This is a genomic window from Massilia sp. NBRC 108631, assembly GCF_059704565.1.
The window spans coordinates 41,797-64,030 of the sequence record NZ_BAAKJE010000274.1 but is presented as its reverse complement, the minus strand read 5'-3'; the positions used below and the strand labels follow the sequence as shown (position 1 = coordinate 64,030).

11 protein-coding genes are annotated in these 22,234 nt (G+C 65.9%); 7 read left to right on the top strand and 4 right to left on the bottom strand.

The window, feature by feature from the left end:
* Positions 1–105: 105 nt before the first annotated feature.
* Complete coding sequence (locus tag AC6H42_RS30625) at positions 106–1,782, bottom strand: sodium:solute symporter family transporter (RefSeq protein ID WP_497549695.1); 1,677 nt, start codon at positions 1,780–1,782, stop codon at positions 106–108.
* Between the two features lie 334 nt (positions 1,783–2,116).
* Between AC6H42_RS30625 and AC6H42_RS30620 the strand changes: the two genes are divergently transcribed.
* Positions 2,117–3,001, top strand: a complete 885-nt coding sequence (locus AC6H42_RS30620; RefSeq protein ID WP_497549694.1) for an aldose epimerase family protein — start codon at positions 2,117–2,119, stop codon at positions 2,999–3,001.
* Positions 3,002–3,019: 18 nt separating this feature from the next.
* Here AC6H42_RS30620 and AC6H42_RS30615 read toward each other — a convergent pair whose 3' ends face one another.
* Positions 3,020–4,651, bottom strand: coding sequence for a family 43 glycosylhydrolase (locus AC6H42_RS30615; RefSeq protein ID WP_497549693.1), 1,632 nt, complete (start codon positions 4,649–4,651; stop codon positions 3,020–3,022).
* Positions 4,648–6,996, bottom strand: a complete 2,349-nt coding sequence (locus AC6H42_RS30610; RefSeq protein WP_497549692.1) for a glycoside hydrolase family 31 protein — start codon at positions 6,994–6,996, stop codon at positions 4,648–4,650. Before AC6H42_RS30610 ends, AC6H42_RS30615 begins: the two co-directional genes overlap by 4 nt.
* Positions 6,997–7,174: 178 nt before the next feature.
* Here AC6H42_RS30610 and AC6H42_RS30605 point away from each other — a divergent pair, with 178 nt between their 5' ends.
* On the top strand, positions 7,175–8,752 hold the full coding sequence (locus tag AC6H42_RS30605) for a GH39 family glycosyl hydrolase (protein ID WP_497549691.1): 1,578 nt from the start codon (positions 7,175–7,177) through the stop codon (positions 8,750–8,752).
* A gap of 206 nt (positions 8,753–8,958) precedes the next feature.
* On the opposite strand, the gene AC6H42_RS30600 is transcribed toward AC6H42_RS30605, so the two are convergent.
* The gene (locus AC6H42_RS30600; RefSeq protein WP_497549690.1) at positions 8,959–11,037 is read right to left on the bottom strand and encodes a glycoside hydrolase family 2 protein; all 2,079 of its coding nucleotides are present in this window, start codon (positions 11,035–11,037) and stop codon (positions 8,959–8,961) included.
* 196 nt (positions 11,038–11,233) lie between these two features.
* Here AC6H42_RS30600 and AC6H42_RS30595 point away from each other — a divergent pair, with 196 nt between their 5' ends.
* From AC6H42_RS30595 to AC6H42_RS30575, 5 genes are all read left to right on the top strand, one after another.
* A complete protein-coding gene (locus tag AC6H42_RS30595; RefSeq protein WP_057153801.1) occupies positions 11,234–12,715 on the top strand; it encodes a tryptophan halogenase family protein in 1,482 nt (493 codons plus the stop codon).
* 23 nt (positions 12,716–12,738) lie between these two features.
* Positions 12,739–14,397, top strand: a complete 1,659-nt coding sequence (locus AC6H42_RS30590) for an alpha-L-fucosidase (RefSeq protein WP_497549689.1) — start codon at positions 12,739–12,741, stop codon at positions 14,395–14,397.
* A 185-nt stretch (positions 14,398–14,582) separates the two neighbouring features.
* Positions 14,583–17,579 (top strand): TonB-dependent receptor, encoded by a 2,997-nt coding sequence (locus tag AC6H42_RS30585; RefSeq protein ID WP_497549688.1) that lies wholly within the window; start codon positions 14,583–14,585, stop codon positions 17,577–17,579.
* Between the two features lie 113 nt (positions 17,580–17,692).
* On the top strand, positions 17,693–19,351 hold the full coding sequence (locus AC6H42_RS30580) for a DUF5597 domain-containing protein (RefSeq protein WP_497549687.1): 1,659 nt from the start codon (positions 17,693–17,695) through the stop codon (positions 19,349–19,351).
* 22 nt (positions 19,352–19,373) lie between these two features.
* Positions 19,374–22,232 (top strand): glycoside hydrolase family 31 protein, encoded by a 2,859-nt coding sequence (locus AC6H42_RS30575; RefSeq protein WP_497549686.1) that lies wholly within the window; start codon positions 19,374–19,376, stop codon positions 22,230–22,232.
* The last annotated feature ends 2 nt before the right edge of the window (positions 22,233–22,234 follow it).

Here is a 22,234-nt window from a genome sequence, read left to right as displayed (position 1 = left end):
GGCGGCAGCGGCCGGGCCGCTGGCCGCCGCGATGAGGGCGGCGGCCAGCAGGGTCCTGCGTAGCGCCTTCATGATGCGCGGCGGCCACCGGGTCCCTGCTACCGCTTACCACCAGCCGCTGTAGATCGCAGCCAGCGTTACGCCAATGACGGCCGAGCCGAGGGCAAAGGCGCCGTCCACGCGGAACAGCGAGGTGTCGATATGCAGGTGCCTGGACGTGCCTTGGCGGCGCGCCTCGGCCAGTTTGCTGATCAGCACCATGCCGGCGACGACGACGAAGAACACGATGAACATGCGGTCCAGGAAGGGAATCTCGGCCACGCCGGCGTCGGTGACCTTGGCAAAGCCGATCGGGATCAGGAAGGACAAGTCCATCATGGCCGGCAGGAATTTCAGCACGATGGAGCCGACCAGGCCGCCCACGGTGGCGAACATGGCCGCGCCGGCGGTGGTTTTCTTCCAGAAGAAGCCCATCAGGAACATGGCCAGGATGCCGGGCGAGACAAAGCCGGTGTATTCCTGGATGTACTGGAAACCGCCTTTCTTGTCGATGCCCAGCATCGGCGCGATGAACACGGCCAGGCCCATGGCCACCACCACGCTGACGCGGCCGATCCACACCATGCGCTGTTCGTTGGCTTCCTTGTTGAAGTTTTTCTTATACAGGTCGAGCGTGAAAATGGTGGCGATGCTGTTGGCCTTGCCGGCCAGCGACGCCACCACGGCGGCCGTCAGCGCGGCAAAGGCGATGCCCTTCAGGCCCGATGGCAGCAGGTTCAGCAGGACCGGGTAGGCGCGGTCCGGATTGACTTCGCCGCCGTGCTGCATGGCGGTGCCCAGCGCGCCGGCCTGGTCCAGCACGTACGCGGCAATGCCGGGCAGGACCACGATGATGGGCATCAGCAGTTTCAGGAAGGCCGCGAACAGCAGGCCTTTGCGGGCGGTCGGCAGGTCGGCGCCCAGTGCGCGCTGCGTGATGTACTGGTTGCAGCCCCAGTAGTTCAGGTTGACGATCCACATGCCGCCGATCAGCACCGACAGGCCGGGCAAGTCCATATAGTTCGGGTTGTCGCGCGCGAGCACCATGTCGAAGTGGCCGCCGGCGCGCACGAACAGTTCGGAGAAGCCGGCAATCGCGCCTTGCTTGTTGGCCAGGGCCGCCACCATGTCCAGCGCCAGCCAGGTGGTGACCAGGCCGCCGATCACCAGGCAGGTCACCTGCACCACGTCGGTGTAGCCGATCACCTTCATGCCGCCCAGCGTGATGATGGCGGCGAACACGGCCAGGAACAGCATGCATGGCAGCAGGGCGATGCCGGACAGGCTGCTGATGGCCAGCGCGCCCAGGTACAGGATGGAGGTCAGGTTGACCACCACGTACAGGCCCAGCCAGAACAGCGCCATGGTGGTGGCCACTGCCTTGCCGTAGCGCTGCTCCAGGAACTGCGGCATGGTGTAGATGCGGTTCTTCAGGTAGACCGGCATGAAGAACACGGCCACGATCACCAGCGTGGCGGCGGCCATCAGTTCATACACGGCGATGGCCATGCCGATCTTGAAGCCGGAGCCGCTCATGCCGATGAACTGCTCGGCCGAGATGTTGGACGCGATCAGCGAGGCGCCGATGGCCCACCAGGTCAGCGAGCCTTCGGCCAGGAAGTAGTCGTGCGAGGCCGAGCCGGAGCCGGCCTGCTTGCGCCGGTACACCCAGAGCCCGTAGCCGGACACCAGGACGAAGTAGAAGAGGAAGACGATCACGTCGACGGTTGAAAAGGTGCTCATGAAATGCTCACGGTGAAAGGTTGTCTCTGGGCGGGCGGCCGTGCTGTGCGCCGGGCCCCATTTATAAAAATCGGCAAAAGGAAAATCTTAGACGACATGGGCCTATGATTTCCAATATGACTTTTGCATCCAGCTATACTGTTTCGGCATGGATCAGTTCGCTTCTGCGACCCGCTGCGCTCGCATTATTGCCCAAGACCGGGGCCCGTAAACGCCTTTGCGGGGCAGTTAGCCAGAATCGTTCCGCCCCTTGGTGATTTTCGTAATTGATAGGCCGTGCCGGCGATTGCAGAATGGCATGGTGCCGTTCTCGTACAGGAAGCCCCGCATTGCAATGATGACCAAACCCTTTCCCGGCACCGTGGCGGAGCCGGACGAATACCGCTTGTTTACGCTCAAGAATGCCGGCGATATGGCGGTCACGATCAGCGAACGGGGCGGCGCGCTGCGTTCGTGGCGCACGCCCGACCGCTACGGCCGCATGGCCGACGTGCTGCTGGCCGGGCGCGACGGCGCCGCAGCCCTGTGGCAGGGCCGCCAGGCCGGCGGCGGCGTGGCCATGCTGCTGACGGCGCCGGGCGGCACCCCCGGCATGCTGGTCGACTATCGGCTGGACTATCGCCTGGACGACGACGGCAGCCTGACCGTCGACTATCACGCCACGGCCCGGTCCGCAGCCCGGCTGGAAGCCAAGCCGCACACCTGCTTCAACCTGAACGGCGGCGTCACCGACGTCGGCGACCACATCTTGCGGATCGACGCCGACTACTATGTGGAAGTGGATGCCGAAGGCACGCCGGCCGGCGTGGCCGCGGTAGGGGGAACGCCGTTCGACTTCCGCCAGCCGGCGCCCATCGGTCCGCGCCTGAGCTGGCCAGACCGGCAGATCCACCTGGCCGGCGGCTTCGACCACTGCCTGTTCGTGCGCAGCCACTACACCGGCGGCCAGGGCGTCTTGCGCGAAGTGGCGCGCGTGGTCGATCCCGGCTCCGGACGCTGCCTGCAGATGTACACCACCGAGGCGGCCGTGCAATTCTGCGCCGGGGCGCGCTCCCCGGGGCCCGGCCAGATCCCGGGCCTGGGCCCGGGGCCGGGCGGCTTCTGCCTGGACACCAGTGCCCGGCCGGGCCTGACCAGCGCCGCCTGGCCGCACGTCATGCTGCACCCGGGGAAAGCGTACCGGCAGACCACGGTCTACCGGTTGTCGCTGGAAGCCTAGCGCACGGCAGGCGCCCGCTCAGGCGGGCGGCAAGCCCCGATAGCGGAACTGGCTGATCCTGACCTGGCCCTTGCCGGCGCTGTAAATGCCCACCTTCAGGCTCAGGAAGCCGCCGAACACGTTGTGATGGAAGCCGGACACCTCCATCTGCCAGGGGTGCTTGATCCACTTTTTGCCGTCGTGCGAATAGTGGAAGGTGACGATGTTGGCCCGGTTGGCCACTTTCACGTGCACCGCCTTGACCTCCATCTTCTCGCGCATCCAGCCCTGTTCCTCGGAGCAGTGGTAGGTGAACATCTGCTCCGCGCTGAAGCCGATGCCGCAGTAGGCGCGCTGGCTGTAGTACAGCAGCAGGCCGCCTTGGGCGCCGCCGCTCATTTCCAGCACCACCGATGCTTCATAGTCGCGGTCGCCGACGATGCAGGTCAGCGGCGAACAGTCGGCGGCGGAGGCGCCCTTGCCCTGGATGACGAGGCTGTTGCCGTCGTAGCGAGCGCGCTGCGCCTCGTTCGGCCCGGGGGCGAAGAAGCTCCATTGCACGCCGAACCGGTCGGACGAAAAATCGTCCGACAGCGCATGGCCCGAAGGGCAGGCGCGCCCGCCCTTCGGCTTCGGCATGGGCTTGGCCAAGGTGCCGCCGCGCGCGCGGAACCAGCCGTCGGCGGTCCATTCGACAGGTTCGAGCAGCGTCTGCCGGCCCAGCGTGCGGAAGCCGTTCTCGTAGCCGTGGTAGACCATCCACCAGTCGCCGCCCGGGCCTTCGATGACGGTGGCGTGGCCGCGCGACCACCAGGGCTCATCCGCGCTTTGGGTGCGGACGATGGGATTGTGTGGGCAGTTCTGCCACGGGCCGTGGATCGAGGCGGAACGGGCCACTGTCACCATGTGGCTGGTGGGCGGACCGGAAGTGCCGCCCACGGCGGACACCAGGTAAAACCACTTGCCGCGCCGGAACAGCTTGGGGCCTTCGGGCGCGAACATCTCCACCACCCAGTCTTCGGGATAGCGCCACGGGTCGTAGACGTGCTCCAGCTTCCCGGCTGTGGCCAGCCCGTCGTCCGCCAGGGCGATGCGGCGCACGCCGTTCATGAACAGGTAGCGCTTGCCGTCCTCGCCCACGGCGTGGCCGGGATCGATGCAGCCGGCGATCTTCAGATCGACCGGCTCGCTCCATGGCCCCCGGATGTCGTCCGCGTAGATGACGAAGATGGCGCTTTCGCCGTTCGGGCTGGCGGGAATGTAGATGTAGTAGCGGCCTTCGTGCTTGACCAAATCCATCGCCCACACCGAACCGAGCGGTTTGGTGAGGGCGGCACAGATGGGCGCCCAGTTGACCAGGTCGCGCGAATGCCAGATCACCACGCCCGGGTAGGAGAAGAACGACGAAAACGTCATGTAGTAATCGTCGCCGTCTTTCAGGATGGTGGGGTCCGGGTGGTCACCGGAGACGATGGGGTTGATGAAGGTGCCGTTACCGAGGTCCGCCTTGCGCTGGCCTTCGATGCCGTAGGCGGCGCCCGCTGCTTGCTCTGCGCCTGCGGCACTGGCCGCGAACGGCGCGGCAGCGGCGGCGCCCGCGCCGGCCAGGGCCAGCTTGAACAGGCCGCGCCGGCCGGCTTGCCTGCTGCCGGCTTGTTTAGGCGTGCTCATTTGCCCACCACCTTGGTGACGCTCGGCGCCATGCGGGCCAGTTCCTGATTGCCGCTCACGCTCAGGCGGCCCGCGCCGTCGTTCCACTGCAGGCGCGCCAGCGTGCCCTTGCCCTTTTCATAGTCGTACGACACGCCATCGTCGTCATACAGCGAGAAAGCGCCATCCTTGCCGGGATAGACGCGGATCTCGGCGATCGCCTGCCTGGTGGCCGTCGACTGAATCTCCGCGCCGAACGGCACGATGGAGCCGGCCTTGACGAACACCGGCATCTGCTCGATGGGCGCCGCCACCTTGACCCAGCGGCCGCCGGCCAGCTTCTCGTTGGTCCAGAAGTTGTACCAGTCGCTGCCGGCCGGCAGGTAGACGTCCTTCTCGGTCTGGCCCTGCTCGGTGACCGGCGCCACCAGGAAGGCCGGGCCGAACATGTACTGCGTGCCGATGTTGGCCACGTTGGCGTCGTTGGGGAAGTCCATCCACAACGGCCGCATGAACGGCGCGCCGCTGTCCCAGGTGGCCTTGGCCTGGCTGTAGATGTACGGGATCAGCTTGTAGCGCAGCCGGTCGTAGTCGGCCAGGATGGCTTCGGCGTGCTGGCCGAATTCCCAGATCTCCGCGTGCTTGCGGTCGCCGTGCACGCGCAGGGTGGGCAGGAAGGTGCCGTACTGGAACCAGCGCGTGAGCAGCTCCGGATAGTCGTGGTTCTGGCCGATGGTGGCGGCGGCGCCGGCCGGATCGACCAGCGGTTTCCTGGTCGCCTTGGTGGCCTGCGGCAGCCACTGCCAGCCGCCGATGTCATTGCCCCAGTAGGCGATGCCGGACGCCGTCATGTTCAAGCCGGTCGGCACCTGCCGCGCCAGCGCTTCCCAGGACGGATGGATGTCGGAAGACCAGAACAGCGCGCCGCTGCGCTGCGAGCCGAGGTAGGCCGCGCGCGACAGGATCAGCGCGCGCTTGTTCGGCTTCCATGCGCGCATGCCGTCGGCCACGCCCTGCACGTGCAGCAGCGGGAACAGGTTGCGGTAGCGGTCGCCCGAGCCTATCGAGTAGAAATAGCCGTCCGGCACCAGGTCCGGTTCGGTCTCGTCCAGCCACGGATAGTCGAAGCCCTGCGACAGGATGTTGTCGCGCACGCGCTCCCAGAACCACTGGCGCGCCGCCGGATTGGTGGCGTCGATCAGTGCGCCGGTGCGGTCGGAGCGGAAGGGCAGGCCGTCCACGGTCTTGCCGTCCTTGTCCTTCAGGAAGTAGCCCTTGGCATCGAGCTCGTTGAAGTAGCGGCCCGAGGTTTCATAGCGCGGCCACACCGAGATGATGGACTGCATGCCGAGGCCGTGCAGTTCCTTGTTCATGGCCACCGGGTCGGGGAACTGGGCCGGATCGATGTCCATCTGCCCCATGCGGGTCCAGTGGAACCAGTCCACCACCATGATATCGAGCGGGTACTTCTTCTGGCGGTAGGTGTTGGCCACGCGCAGCACTTCCTGCTGGCTCTCGTAGCGGGCCTTGGACTGGATCAGGCCGAAAGCGGCCTTGGGCGGGATCGGCGTCTTGCCGGTCAAGCGCGCATAGCCCGAGTAGATTTCTTCCGGCGTGTTGCCGGTGATGACAAAGAAGCTGACACGCTCGCCCACGTTGGACTGGAACGCCGTGCGGCCGTTGACGCCGGCGATGAAGCGCGTGGCGGAAGGATTGTCCCAGACGATGCCGTAGCCCTTGGACGACACCATGAACGGCACGCACACCGATTCGCCGGCCGGCGCGTCGTACCAGTGCTTGCAGTCGAGCACGCGGCCGCGCAGGTCGAGCGGGCCGGTCGATTCCTGGTTCTGGCCCATGCCGTAGTAATGCTCGTCGGCCGGCGCGCTGAAGGAGGCGCCGGCCTGGTAGGTCTTTTCGGTGTTGACGGTGTGCGGCGCCAGCTCCCAGCCGGTCATGTCGAGCACCGTTTCGCCTTTTGCGTTTTTCACCTTCAGCGCGACCGGTGCGAGCTGTGGCGCGAAGTACTTTTCGCCGCTGGTCGGCACGCGCGGCAGCGGCGCCGGGGCGACGGTGAGGCTCAGTGCGGAGGACGCGAAGGTGTCACCGTCCTTGCCGCCGGTGTGGCGGAAGGCGGAGTTGTCGGCGTTCTTGGGCAGGATGCCATGGCCGGGGCCTTTCAGCGCCTCGGCCTTGTCGGCCGCTATCGTGAGGTGGATAACGTTCGGACCGTAGGCCTCCACCGATACCCATGCGCCATTGCGGTCCAGCGTGGTGATGGGCGCGGCCAGTGCCTGCGCTGCTGCTCCGAGAGCCATCAAGGAAATCGAGGCGGCCAGGGCCTTGCGCTTGTGATGCACTTTCATGTCGTCTCCTGCATGCGTTTTGATAATCCGGTGCATCTTCACAGACTCGCCAACCGGCGGCAATTATGAAAATGACCGACGCTGCGTATGATTTGCCGTAATCAACGCGGCAGCCGTTCCTGGCGCAAAACGATGGTGATAGCATCGCCTCCACTACTGAAAACGGGGGTAAGGAAGAATGAAACATGTACCGCGTATTTGCCTGGCCGCGATTGGCGCCGCCTGCCTTTCCGTCGCTGCCGCGGCGCCGGCGTCGAAGGCGCCGCCGCGCCAGGTCGTGCTGGATGCGGCCAGGGCAAGCGAGCCGCTGGACCGCTTCTTCGACCTGTCCATCGGCTCCGACTATCCCGGCACGCTGATACGCGACGACAGCATGGCGCAGCTGAAGACGCTGACCGGGGAGACCGGCTTCCGCTACATCCGCTTCCACGCCGTCTTCCACGACGTGCTGCAGACCGTGCGCAAGGAGAACGGTGTGCTGGTGTACGACTGGACCCGGCTCGACGAGCTGTACGACAAGCTACTGGCGCGTAACATCAAGCCCTTCGTGGAACTGGGCTTCACGCCCAAGGCGCTGGCCACCTCGAACAACAAGATCTTCTACTGGGAGGGCAACACCTCGCACCCCGAGCACGCTGGCTGGAAGGACTTGATCGGGGCCTTCGTCAACCACATCCAGCAGCGCTACGGCAAGGAAGAAGTGCGGACCTGGTTCTTCGAGGTGTGGAACGAACCCAACCTGGACGGCTTCTGGGAGAAGGCCGACCAGAAAGCCTACTTCGAGCTGTACGACCTGACTGCCAAGACCATCAAGGCGATCGATCCCGCGCTGCGCGTAGGCGGCCCGTCCACAGCGGGCGCTGCCTGGGTGCCGGAGTTCCTCGACTACATGGACAAGAGCGGCGCGGCGGTGGACTTCGTCACCACCCATACTTACGGCGTGGAAAGCGGCTTCCTGGACGAGAAGGGCGTGGACGACACCAAGCTGTCGCCGTCGCCGGACGCCATCATCGGCGACGTGCGCCGCGTGCGCGAGCAGATCACGGCCTCGAAGTTCCCCAAGCTGCCGCTGTACTTCACGGAGTGGAGCACCAGCTACACGCCGCGCGACCTGGTGCATGATTCCTACATCAGCGCACCCTACATCCTGAGCAAGCTGCAAGGCAGCAAAGGCCTGGCGCAGGGCATGAGCTACTGGACCTATACCGACCTGTTTGAGGAGCCGGGCCCGCCGACCAAGCCGTTCGAGGGCGGCTTCGGCCTGATGAACCCGCAGGGCATCCGCAAGAGCGCCTACTTCGCCTACAAATACCTGCACGCGCTGAGCGGCAAGGAAATTCCCGTGAAGGACGCGCAGGTGATGGCGGCCACGGACGGCAATGCGCTGCGTGCGGTTATGTGGGACTTCCAGCAGCCGGACCAGAAGCTCAGCAACCGCTCCTTCTACAGCCGCGTGCTGCCGGCCACCCCGTCGGCGCCGGTGGCGGTGCAGTTCCACCACGCCCGGGCGGGCAAGTACCGCCTGCAAGTGCGCCGCACCGGCTTCAAGGCCAACGACGCCTACACGGCCTACATCGAAATGGGCGCGCCCAATACGCTGACGCCGGCTCAGGTCGACCAGCTGCACACGCTGACCAACGATGCGCCCGAGACGGACCGGGTGGTCACGGTAGGCAAATCCGGCGCCTTCAACACTTCCGTGCCGATGCGCAGCAACGATATCGTGCTGGTAACCCTGGAGCCGCTGAGCCGGTAGCTTCGTCGTTCGCGCCCCGCTTTTCGCGCTTCGTCGCCTGGCCCCTCCCGCGGGGGGCGCGCCGCCTCACATTGCCGTCATGGGTACGATCATGACATGCGAGGGAGGCCGCCTAGCGCCTGGAGTGCAGGTGCACGGCAGCGCGGAAAGGCTGCCGGCCAGCCGCACCTTCGCGCACCTGTTCCCGGACTGAGGCGATTGCCGGGCTAGCGGCCTGCCGGCGCCGCCTGGTATTGCCATTGCACCGTATCGGTGGCGGCGCCCGCCGTCAGTTCGATGCGGTTGACGCCTTCGGCCAGCCGCACTTGCCAGACCGCCACGTGCCCTACCACGGGCTGTGTGCCCAGCTCAACTCCGTTAAGGCGCAGGCTGGCGCTGGCCTGGTTGCTGTACGCCTTAAGCTGCACGTCGGCCGCGTGGCGCTGCACAAGGCGGCGCGAGGTGATGTAGGCCATCGGCCGTGCGCTCCAGTTGGCCTGGTACCAGAAATACGCATCCTTCTTCACGTTGCGGTCGAAACTGACCAGGCCCTTGTCATTGAAACCCGGCCGGTCGCCCTCGTTGCGCCCGGCCGAAGGGAAGTCGAATCCCACCCAGATGAAACTGGCCCACAGCCAAGGCCGTGCGGCCAGCTGTGGCCAGGCGGCTTCGTGGTACAGCGCCTGGTACTGCTCCGGGTGCCAGCGGCCGTCCGGCTTGGGACGGCGCGGCGGATCCTCCTGCTGCAGCGCGCTGCCGCCGGCCCCGTATTCGCTGACCGAGAGCGCCGTGGAAGGACGGCGCGCACTGTTTGCGTCCAGGAAGGGCCCGAGGCCGCCGAACTCGCCGTCGTACCAGCCGTAATACACGTTCGATCCCACGGCGTCCGTGTGCGACGCTTGGGGACCGTCGATGGGCGCGCAGCAGTTGGCGTATGCTGTCGGCCGGCTGTCATCCTCCTTGCGCGCCAGCCGCTGCAGCAGCGCCAGGACTGCCGCGCTGTCGGCGTCCACTTTGTAGATCTCGTTTCCTAGCCCCCATACCATGACGCACGGGTGGTTGCTGTTCTGGCGTATCAGCTCGCGCAGCTGCTGCACGCTGTTGGCCTGGAATGCCTCCGTGCCGGCGACGGAAGCCGTTAGCGGCATCTCGGTCCAGACCAGCCAGCCGTTGCGGTCGGCCAGGTCGTAGGCGCGCTGCGGGTGCTGGTAGTGCGCGTAGCGCAGGCCGGTCACGCCCAGGTCCGCCAGGATGCGGTAGTCGGCATCGATGTCGGCCTCGGAGACGGCGGGGCCCTTGCCGGGCAGGGCGGTCTGGTGCACGTTCACGCCGTGCACCGGATAAGGGGCGCCGTTCAGCAGCAGGCCTTGGGCCGCGTCCAGCCGGATCTCGCGGATGCCGGTCTGGAACGACAGCCGGTCCAGTGCGCGGGCGGGGGCGCCGTCGACGCTCAGTTCGGCCTCGCTGGTGTACAGGTAGGGATCGCTCACGCCCCGCCAAAGGCGCGGTGCGGCCAGCGTGCCGTCCAGCGCAACGCCGATCACGCTGCGCGGGGGCACCGTCACCGTTCTGCGCGCGGTGGCCACCACGCGCCGTGCCGCGTCGCGCAAGCGGGTGGTGACCACTGCGCGCACGGCGCTGCCACGGTCATTGGCGACACGCGCGGTCCAGCTTAGCGAGGCGCGCTGCGCCGAGATCCCGGTGGCCTTGAAGTAGACGCCGGGTCCCCCGTAGTCCAGCATGTCGAAATGCACCCCGCCGGTGGATACCAGCCGTACCTGCCGGTACAGGCCGCCGAACATCGTGTAGTCGCCGCCCAGCGGCGCCACGTTGCCGTCGGGTGCATTGTCGACGCTGACTTCGATGTCGTTGCGCCCTGCCTTTAGCCATGGCGTCACGTCGAAGCGGAAGCGCGCAAAGCCGCCCGCATGGCGCCCGGCCGGCTTGCCGTTGACCCGCACCTCCGTCACCAGCATGGCGCCGTCGAATTCCAGGAAGTGGCGCCGGTCCGCGTCCTGGCGCGGCAATTCCAGCGTGCGCCGGTACAGGGCTTTGCCGCGGTAGGGCTGCGGGCTGGCGCCGTCGCCGGTATCGAAGCTGTGGGGCAGGGCGACGGCTTGCCAGGTCTGGCTATCGGCCTTCCTGAAATGCCAGTCTGCGTCCAGCGGCGTGGTGGCGCGCGTGGCGGCGGGCGCCTGCTGCCGGTGGGCTCGCACCTTTCCTGCTGCAGCGGCGTCGCCTGCGGCACAAGGCGCCATCAGCGCCGCCTGGCAAATCCACAGCGATGCGTGTCGTAACGTGAGCATTTTTCTCCCTTCCAAATAGTTTGCGGCCATTCTCCGCGCGCGCGCGCGGCCCGGCAATCGGGGCAGCGCCGCTTGGCTGATTTCGTTCGCCGGTTTAACGAATTTCACAATTGCCGCAGGCCGGAGCAACTCGCACAATGTTCTGCCAAGTAGAAGAGAAATTCAGAACAATTCAAACGAATGCAGGGAGACGTGCATGGAGACCGCATACAAGCGCATCGTGGTGGTTGGCGGCGGCGCGGCCGGCTGGATGGCGGCAACGGCGCTGGCCAGCGCCCTGCCGGGCAGCACGGTGGAACTGGTTGAATCGGAAGAGATCGGCATCATTGGCGTGGGCGAAGCTACCTTCCCGTCGATCCGCGCCTTTCACAAGATCCTCGGCATCGACGAGGCCGAATTCCTGCGCGCGACCAACGGCACTTACAAACTCGGTATCGAGTTCCGCGACTGGCGCGTGCAGGGCGAGGGCTACTTCCATACCTTCGGCGACTTCGGCGCGCTGGCCGGCCCGCAGGCCCTGTGGGGCCAGCTGCGCCGCGTGGGCGAGGCCGGCCTTGGAACGCTGGGCGAACAATGCCTGCCCAGCGTGATGGCCAGCCAGGGCCGCTTCCAGGCGCCGCCTGAGCGCGAAGAGTACTTCAACTACGCCTATCACTTCGACGCCGTGCTGTACGCTGGCTTCCTGCGCACGCTGGCGCTGCAGCGCGGCGTGCGGCGTACCGAAGGCCGCATCGTCGAGGTGCTGCGGCGCGCCTGCGGCGCCGTGGACCGGATCAAGCTGGCCGACGGCCGCGCCGTGGCCGGCGACCTGTTCATCGATTGCTCCGGCTTTGCATCGCTGCTGCTGGGACGCGCGCTGGACGAGCCCTTCGTGGACTTCAGCCACTGGCTGCCGGTGGACCGGGCCTGGGCCTGTCCCAGCGAACGCAGCGGCACTGAGCTGGCGCCGTACACGCGCGCCACGGCGCTGGAAGCCGGCTGGGCGTGGCGCATCCCCCTGCGCAACCGCACCGGCCACGGCCACGTGTTCGCCAGCCGCTACATCGACGAGGACCGTGCGCGGGAGCAGTTGATGCGGCAGATGGATGGCCCGGCGCTGGCCGCACCGCGCCTGCTGCGCTTTGCCACCGGCCACCGCGAGCGGTTCTGGGTGCACAACGTGGTGGCGCTGGGCCTGTCGTCCGGCTTCCTGGAGCCGCTGGAGTCGACCAGCATTTTCCTGGTGCAGAGCGGCCTGGGACGTCTGATCGAGCAACTGCTGCCCGGAGCGGAGCCCAGCGCGGAGGCGGTCGCCGGCTACAACTCGGCCATGGTGCGCCAGTTCGCGCGGGTGCGCGACTTCATCATTTTGCACTACCGCCTCACGGCGCGGCGCGACAGTGAACTGTGGCGTGCCATGGCGTCGATGGCGTTGCCTGAAACACTGGCCTTCAAGATCCACGCCTGGCGCCAGACCGGCGCGCTGCACCAGTACGGCGACGAGGGTTTCGACGCCACCAGCTGGCTGGCGATCCACGCCGGCATGGGGCACTGGCCTGAGCGCCCCGACCCGGCGCTGGCCGACCTGGCGCCCGGCCTGGCCTTGCAAGCGCTGCGCCAGCGCCGCGACAGCATCGCCGCCGCCGTGGCTGCCATGCCCAGCCATGACAGCTATCTGCGCAGTGTGCTGGCGCGCTGAACCAACTATTTACAGGAGACAGGATGAAGCGCAGAGATTTACTGAAGTCCATGGGCGCTGCGATTCCCGCAGCCGCCTTGTCCGGTGTCGCGCAAGCGGCCGACGCGTTGGCGCAAGCGCCATCAGGTTCGATCGCCGCCGGCCCGTTTTCGCCGGACTGGAGTTCGCTGGAGAAGTACCAGACCCCGGACTGGTTCCGCAACGCCAAGTTCGGCATCTGGGCGCACTGGGGCCCGCAATGCGAACCGGAGTTCGGCGACTGGTACGGCCGCATCATGTACGAGGAGGGCAGCGACGTCTACCGCTACCACGTGCGGAAGTATGGCCATCCGTCGAAGTTCGGCTTCAAGGACGTGATCCGCCAGTGGAAAGCCGAGCAATGGAATCCCGACGAGCTGATGGCCTTGTACAAGCAGGCCGGCGCCAGGTATTTCATGGCGCTGGCCAATCACCACGACAACTTCGACCTGTACCGCAGCCGGCACCAGCCGCAGTGGAATGCCACGGCCATGGGCCCGCGCAAAGACCTGATCGCCGGCTGGAGCAAGGCCGCGCGCGCCAATGGCATGCGCTTCGGCGTGAGCGTGCACGCGGCGCACGCGTGGACCTGGTACGAGACGGCACAGCGCGCCGACAAGAGCGGCCCTTACGCCGGTATTCCCTACGATGGCAAGCTGACCCGCGCCGACGGCAAGGGGCAGTGGTGGGAAGGGCTCGATCCGCAGGCGCTGTACGCGCAGAACCATCCGCTGAGCAAAGCCGACGGCGACGGCGGCGTGCATCACGAGCAGTGGCATTGGGGCGGCGGCGCCTCCATTCCAAGCCAGGCCTATTGCGACAATTTTTTCAACCGCACGCGCGACCTGATCGATTCCTACGATCCGGATATGGTGTATTACGACGACACCGTGCTGCCGCTATGGCCGTTTAGCGACGTCGGCCTGCGCCTGGCCGCGCACATGTACAACCGCAGCATCGCCGCCAGGGGAAAACTGGAGGCTGTCGTCAACGGCAAGATACTCAACGCGCAACAGCGCCGCAGCATGGTGCTGGACATCGAGCGCGGCCAGAGCAACAAGATTGAAGAGCTGCCATGGCAAACCTGCACCTGCATCGGCAACTGGCATTACGACCGGCGCGTCTACGACAACAAGAGCTACAAGAGCGCGCAGACGGTGGTCCATACGCTGATCGACGTGGTCAGCAAGAACGGCAATCTGCTGCTGAGCGTGCCGGTGCGCGGCAACGGCACCATCGACGAGCAGGAGCGCGCCATCGTCGAGGAAATCGGCCGCTGGCTGGACGTCAACGGCGAGGCCGTCTACGACACCCGGCCGTGGCGCATGTTCGGCGAAGGGCCGGTGGCGTCGGAGGCGGGGGCGCCAATGTCGGGCGCGGGCTTCAACGAGGGCAAAGGCAAGCCGTTTTCCTCGGCCGATATCCGCTTTACCGCCAAGGGCGGGGCGGTGTACGCCTTCGTGATGGGCTGGCCGGACAGCGGAAGGCTGGCCATCCAGGCCATGGCCAGCGGCAGCCCGCACATGCCCAAGCCGGTGGCGCGCGTGGAGCTGGTGGGAACGGGGCAGGCGCTGGCATTCCGCCAGACCGGCGAGGGCTTGCAGGTGACGCTGCCGGCAGGCAGGCCCGCGCTGGCCTACGCCAGTGCATTGAAGATCACCTGAGCGGAATTTTCGTTTGTTGTATTGGTGATTTTCGCAATTGCGGCTGCACTTGGCAAGTCGCACAATGAAAGCATCGCCGCCGGGGTTTGGGGTTGGACAGTCAAACCGCTGAAGTGGCGACCTGGAACTAGAAGATAAATATGGGGACGAGCAAATTGAAAAACCTTAGAAAAACCGCGATAGCCATGGGCGTAGCGCAGATCGCACTGATGGCCAGCGGCGCCGCACCGGCGCAAACCGCAAGCCCCGCCGGCGGCAATGGTAACGGCAGCACGGTGGTGGTCGTGGGGCAGCGGGCGGCGCTGGAGTCGGCCCAGAAGCGCAAGCAGGACGCGGACGAAATCGTCGATTCGATCGTCGCAGACGACATGGGCAAGCTGCCGGACAAGTCGGTCACCGAGGTGCTGCAGCGCATGCCGGGCGTGACCATCGACCGCACCATGAACCGCTCCGACCCGCAGCAGGGCGTGGGCGACGGCATCATGCGTTTCGCCGCCGAAGGCACCGGCGTGTCGATCCGCGGCATGAGCTATGTGCGTTCCGAGCTGAATGGCCGCGACTCCTTCTCCGCCAACGGCGGCCGCTCGCTGAGCTTCGAGGACGTGCCGCCGGAACTGATGGCGGGCGTGGACGTCTACAAGAGTCCTTCCGCCGAGCAGATCGAGGGCGCCGTCGGCGGCCTGGTGAACCTGCGCACCGCCATGCCGTTCGACTACAAGGGCCGCAAGGGCGCCATTTCGGTGGAGGCGACCCGTTCGCAGCTGCGCGGCAAGGTGGCGCCTTCGTTCTCCGCCCTGCTGTCGGACCGCTGGGAAACCGGCATCGGCCAGATCGGCGCGCTGATCGACGTGGCGGGTTCGCGCATCAAGACGCGCAGCGACGGCCTGGCCGTGTCGCCCTACATTCCCCGCACCGACGCCGTGGTTGGCGACACCAGCGGCAAGCTGCGCTGGATTCCGGCCGGCGGCTCGTGGAACCGCGGCGATTTCGACCGCGACCGCCAGGGCCTGTACGGCGCGCTGCAGTGGAAGAAGGATGCGTGGGCTTCCTCGCTGACCTACTTCAAGTCGAAGTACGAAATGGACACCACGGAAGCATCGCTGTTCCAGTCGGCCAATCCGGCCACCATCAAGCTCGATGCGGGCGCCACCTTCGACGAAAAAGGCGCGCTGCTCAAAGGGACGCTGCGCGCGCCGACCGAGCCCGGCGTGGGTTATGGCACCAACACGCGCGCTGTGGGCCGCGAGGCCGATACCCGCGACGTTGCCTGGAACCTGACCTGGCGCGCCAGTGACCAATGGGTGTTCCGCTCGGACCTGCAGCACATCAAGGCCACCACCACCGGCTTCGACAACACCGTCGGCCTGGGCGGCTATATTCCCAAGGAGACGCTGGACCTGAGCTCGTCGCCGCCGCGCTTCATTTTCGACGATGCGGACCGCGCCCACCTGGCCAATCCCAACAACTATTACTGGGGCTTCGCCCAGGAGCACCGCGACACGGCCAAGGCTACCCAGACCGCCGGCCGCCTGGACGCCAAGTTCACTTTCGACAGCCCGGTGCTGCAGGACTTGCGCTTCGGTGTGCGCTTCACCGACCGCGAGGCGCAAACGCGCTCCACGCACGACACCGAATGGGCGCAGATCACCCAGCCTTGGGCGGTCGGCGATTCGTGGCAGCCATTGAGCCAGCTGGCCTACCTGAGCGATCCTCGTTTCGCCGGCGGCACCACGCCGCTGACATTCAACAATTTCTTCAACGGCAAAATGCCGACCCCGCCGCAAGTGGTGGCGCCGGACCTGTCCTGGTCGCAGGGTTCGCCGCCGCCGGGCTTTGAAAAGCTGCACAGCTATACGCAGATGGTCTGCAAGTCCCCGTGCACGCAATCCTGGAACTACGCGCCGTACGGCGACGACAAGGGCTTGAACCTGCAGCATGAAAAGACCAAGGCGGCGTTTGCCCAGCTGCGTTTCTCGTTCGAGAACGTGCTGCCCTATCCGGTGGACGGTAACGTGGGCGTGCGCGTGGTGCGCACCACCTCGTCGGCGGACGGCTACACGCTGTTCAACCCACCGGCCAACCTGCTGCCGGGCGTGCCCGCGATTCCGAAGCAGTCGGACAAGCAGACCTTTGACAACAGCTACACCAACACGCTGCCCAGCCTGAACCTGCGCATGAAGGTCAGCAACGAGCTGCAGTTCCGTACCGCCTTCTCGAAAGGAATGACGCGGCCCGACTTCTACCAGATGCAGGCCTACACCACGCTGGAGCAGAAGGTCAACTCCCACCAGGACTCCGTGACTGGTCTGCCGGTGCTCGATTCGGTCGCCTATCTTGGCTCCGCACGCGGCAATCCGATGCTGCGTCCGGTGCTGTCGAATAACTTCGACCTGACCGGCGAGTACTACTTCGGCCGCAGCAGCTCGTTCACCGTGTCGCTGTTCAACAAGCGCCTGAAGGACATCATCATCGGCCAGACCTCGACCTACCGTCTGAACGACACGGCCGGCCAGCCGCATGACTTCCTGATCACGTCGCAGGTCAACGGCGCAACGGGCCGGGCGCGCGGCGCGGAGATCGGCTACCAGCAGTACTTCGACAAGCTGCCCGGCCTGCTGTCCGGCCTGGGCGTGTCCGCCAACTACACCTACATCGACAGCCGCATGAACCTCGGCTCGCCGGTGACACGCAGCTGGTGCACGCCGAAGGACACCATGGAAGCGAACCTGGCCCGCGACCTGGCCGGCTGCGACACGGACGGCCACGTGCTGGGTGGCCTGCCGATGGTGGGCATGTCGAAGAACGCCTACAACCTGGCGCTGCTGTACGACCATGGGCCGCTGTCGACGCGCCTGGCCTACACCTGGCGCGGCAAGTACCTGCAGGCGGCCAATGCCTACGGCACGGCCAGCAACGACGGTATCGACCGCAACCCGGACAGCCCGAACTTCGGCCAGGCCTATTCGGTGAACTACGCCTTGCCGACCTGGGGCGGCGCCTACGGCCAGCTTGACATGGGCATTCACTACAAGGCGACCGACAACCTGAGCGTGGCGTTCGAAGCGCAGAACCTGAACAACGCGCTGTACAAGCAGTATATGCAGCAGGGTATCGGCCTGAAAGACCGCTCGGCGTTCTTCACCGGCCGCCGCTTCACGCTGCAGGCGCGCTACTCGTTCTGAGCGTAAGCGGTCCGCATCAAGGCCTTCCGCGATCCCGCCGGTTGCGGGAGGCCTGTTCGCTTGTTCCATACGTTGCGCCGTGTCCGCCGCCCCCTTCACTTTTGCCCGAGTACATGAACAAAACAGCCAACCTTCTCGCCGTCCTGTGCGCACTGGGCTGCTCCGCCGGCCAGGCCGGCGCCGCCGCCCCGATTCCCCACCTGGTCCAGAAAGACGGGCGCCATGCGCTCATCGTCGATGGCAAACCCTACACCATGCTGGCCGTGCAGGCGCACAACTCGAGCAACTATCCGGCGGCGCTGCCGGAAGTCTGGGCCGGCGTGCGGGACGCGCAGGCCAACACGCTGGAGATACCAGTGGCCTGGGAACAGGTTGAGCCGGCCGAAGGCAAGTACGATTTCAGCTATGTCGACACACTGGTGGCGCAGGCGCGCCAGAACAAGGTGCGCCTGGTGCTGCTGTGGTTCGGCACCTGGAAGAACACCAGTCCGCAGTACACGCCGGCCTGGGTCAAATTCAACAACGCGCGCTTCCCGCGCATGCTGGACAAGGAAGGCAAGACAATCTACTGCCTGTCGCCGCACGGCGAGGAAACGCTGAAGGCGGACCGGCGCGCTTTCGTCGCCTTCATGGCGCACCTGAAGAAGATCGACGAAGAGCAGCGCACCGTCATCATGGTGCAGGTCGAGAACGAAGTCGGCACCTACGGCACCGTGCGCGACTTCGCGCCGAAGGCCGAGGCGGCATTCCGCCAGCCGGTGCCGGCGGCGGTGCTGGCGCGCAAGAAGGCGCCGCAGCCCGGCAAGGCCAGCGGCTCGTGGAGCGAAGTTTATGGACCGTACGCGGACGAGTACTTCCACGCCTATGCCATCGCCAGCTATATCGAACAGATCGCCAAGGCCGGGCGCGCCGTCTACAACCTGCCGATGTTCGTCAACAATGCGCTGCGCGATCCGATCGAGCCGATGGCGCCGTGGAAGGGCAACTTCGCCAGCGGCGGCCCGACCTTCGACGTGATCGATATCTACAAGGCGGCCGCCCCGCACATCGACATCGCCGCACCCGACCAGTACGCGCCGGAGTCGAACAAGGTCACGGCCACGCTGGCACTGTTCCAACGCCCGGACAACGCGCTGTTCATGCCGGAGATGGGCAACTCGGCGAACTACGCGCGCTACGTCTACCAGATCCTGGGACGCGGCGCGATCGGCGTGGCGCCGTTCGGTGTCGACTACGCGGACTACAGCAACTATCCGCTGGGTTCCAAGCTGAAGGACAAGAGCATGGCCGAGCCGTTCGGCAGGATCTACGCGGCATTCCGTCCGATGGCGCAGCTGTGGGCGGGCTGGGCGCTCGAAGGCCGCACCGCCGGCATTGCGGAAAGCGACGCGCGCACGCCGCAGACGCTGGCGTTCGGTAACTGGAGCATCACAGCCTCGTTCCGCGAGTGGCAGTTCGGCGAGCGCCCGGAGGCGGACAAGGCGAGCGGCAAGGACGCACCGCCTGGCACCGAGTCCCCCACGGGCGGCGTGGCGGTGGCGCAGCTGGGAGAAAACGAGTTCATCGTGATTGGGCAGAACGTCCGGCTGCGCTTCGGCGGCGCTGGCGCCAACGCCGGCAAACCGTTCATGCACGACCGTGTCGAGGAAGGGCAATTCGACGCGCAAGGCAAATGGATCATGACACGCAACTGGAACGGCGACCAGGCAGACCATGGCCTGAACCTGACCGGAAAACCGGTGGTCCTGCGGATCACCATGGGTACTTACTGAGGAAATCATGCATATCAAACCGATGACTGTAGCTGTATGGCTGGCACTGGCCGCTGCTGGCCAGGCCCACGCGGCCAGCTTTGAAAAGACCGCCACCGGTGTGGTGGTACGCCCGGACCAGGGCGCGGCGAAGGAAGTGCGGCTGGAAGTCATGCGGGACAACATTATCCACGTCGTCAAGCTGGACCAGCCGGGCAAGCGCCTGACGCCGTCGCTGATGACGGTGGCCGCGCCGTGCGCCTGCAAGTTCACGGTGGCCGGGAAGGGCCAGGCCGTCACGCTCAAGGCGGGCAAGATCTCCGCCACGGTATCGCTGGCCGACGGCCGGGTGCATTTCGCCGACAGCAAGGGCAAGGTCTTCCTCAAGCAGGCGGCGGAAGCCATCGCGCCGGTGACGGTGGGCGGCAAGCCCTATGTCGCCATCACCGAGGGCTTCAACCACGGCACCAGGGACGCCTACTACGGCCTGGGCCAGCACCAGAACGGGCAGATGAACCTGAACGGCGAAGACGTGCTGCTGGCCCAGCACAATATGGACGTGGCCGTGCCCTTCGTGGTCTCGGACAAGAACTACGGCGTCCTGTGGGACAACAATGCGATTTCCCGCTTCGGCGACCCGAAACCGTACGGCCCCATGGGGCGCGACCTGAAGCTGGTGGACGACGAGGGCAAGCCCGGCGGCCTGACGGCCCGCTACTACGTGGGCGGCAAGCTGGTGCTCACGCGGCACGAGAAGGACATCGCCTACCAGTACCTGAAGGACGTGGACGAGAACTGGCCCAAGGAACTGGGCAAGCTGAAGGAACTGAAGGACGTGAAAGTGGTGTGGGACGCCACCCTGAGCACGGACAAGCCGGGCGTGCACAAGATGCAGCTGTACTCGTCCGACTACGCCACGCTCACGGTGGACGGCAAGCAGGTGCTGGACGTGTGGCGCCAGGGCTGGAACCCGTGGTACCACAATTTCGAAGTGAACTTCACCAGGGACAAGCCGGTGAAGCTGCACCTGGAGTGGAAGCCGTCGAGCGGCATGGTGGCCGTCACCCACAACGATCCGCTGCCGCAGGCGGAGCGCCACTCGCTGACCATGTCGTCCGAAGTGGCGGAAGCCATCAACTACCACGTGATCAGCGCCGAGAGCATCGACAAGGTGATAGCCGGCTACCGCCACCTCACCGGCCAGGCTCCCATGATGCCGAAGTGGAGCTACGGCTTCTGGCAGTCGCGCCAGCGCTACGAGACCCAGGAGCAACTGCTGGACGTGGTGCGCGAATACCGCAAGCGCGGCTGGCCGCTGGACGCCATCGTGCAGGACTGGTTCTACTGGCCGCAGGACGGCTGGGGCACGCACGATTTCGACAAGGCGCGCTTCCCCAATCCCAAGGCCATGGTGGACGAGGTCCACAAGAACAATGCCCGCATCATGCTGTCGATCTGGGGCAAGTTCTACGCCAACACGGACAACTACAAGGAGTTCGCCGCCAAGGGCCATATGTGGACCAAGAACGTCGAGGACGGCGCGCTGGACTGGGTGGGCCCGGGCTACAAGAACAGCCACTACGACCCCTACACCAAGGAGGCGCGCGACATCTACTACCGCCAGCTCAAGACCAAGCTGGTGGACCTGGGCTTCGACGCCTGGTGGATGGACAACAGCGAGGCGGATGTGCTGTCCAATTCGCGGCTGGAAGACTTCAAGCAGCTGATCGGGCCCACCGTGTACGGCGCCGGCGAAGTCACCTTCAACCCCTACAGCCTGGTGCACTCTCAGGCCATGATAGACGGCCTGCGGCGCGACCAGCCGGACAAGCGCCAGTTTATCCTGTCGCGTTCGGGCTTTGCCGGCATCCAGCGCAACGCGGTGGCGGTATGGAGCGGCGACACGGTGGCGCGCTGGAACAACCTGTATGACCAGATCTCCGCAGGCGTGAACTTCTCCATGTCCGGCATCCCGAACTGGACGCACGACATCGGCGGCTACGCGCAGGAAGACCGTTTCCAGAGCGGCGACGTGGGCTCGGCGCAGGAAAACCGCAACGCGGGCAAAGTGCAGATCAAGCCGGAGGACCTGAGGGAGTGGCAGGAGCTGAACCTGCGCTGGTTCCAGTTCGGCGCGTTCAGCCCGCTGTTCCGCTCGCACGGCGAAGTGGTCAAGCGCGAGATCCACGTCATCTCGCCGGAAGGTTCGGAGATGCGCGATTCCATGGTCTGGTACGACAAGCTGCGCTACCGCCTCATGCCCTACATCTACGCCACGGCGTCGGACACGCACCACAACGCCGGCACCATCATGCGCGGCCTGGTGATGGACTTTCCTGCCGACGACCAGGTGAAGGACATCAAGGACCAGTACCTGTTTGGCCACAGCCTGATGGTGGCGCCGGTGTACGAATACGGCGCGCGCGAGCGCAGCGTCTACATGCCCAAGGGCGCATCCTGGTATGACTTCGACACCGGCGAAGTGCACAAGGGCGGCGCGTCCGTGACCGTGAAGGCGCCGTACGGCCGCATTCCGGTGCTGGTGAAGGCCGGCGCCATCCTGCCGATGGGGCCGGTGACGCAGTACGTGGACGAGTGTCCGGACGCGCCCATCACGCTGAATATCTACACCGGCGCCGACGGCAGTTTCAGCCTGTACGAAGACGACGGCGTGACCAACGCCTATACCAGGGGTGAATTCAGCCGCATCCCCTTGAGCTACAACGACAAAACCGGTGTGGTGACCATAGGCGCGCGCAGCGGGCAGTACAAGGGCATGGTCAGCAAGCGCGAGTTCCGTGTCCGCTTCATCAAGCCGGGCATGTCCACCTCGCAGTCGCTTGACGACGCGCAGCACACGGTCAGCTATGAGGGCAAGGCCGTCACGGTAAGGGGGAAATAAGC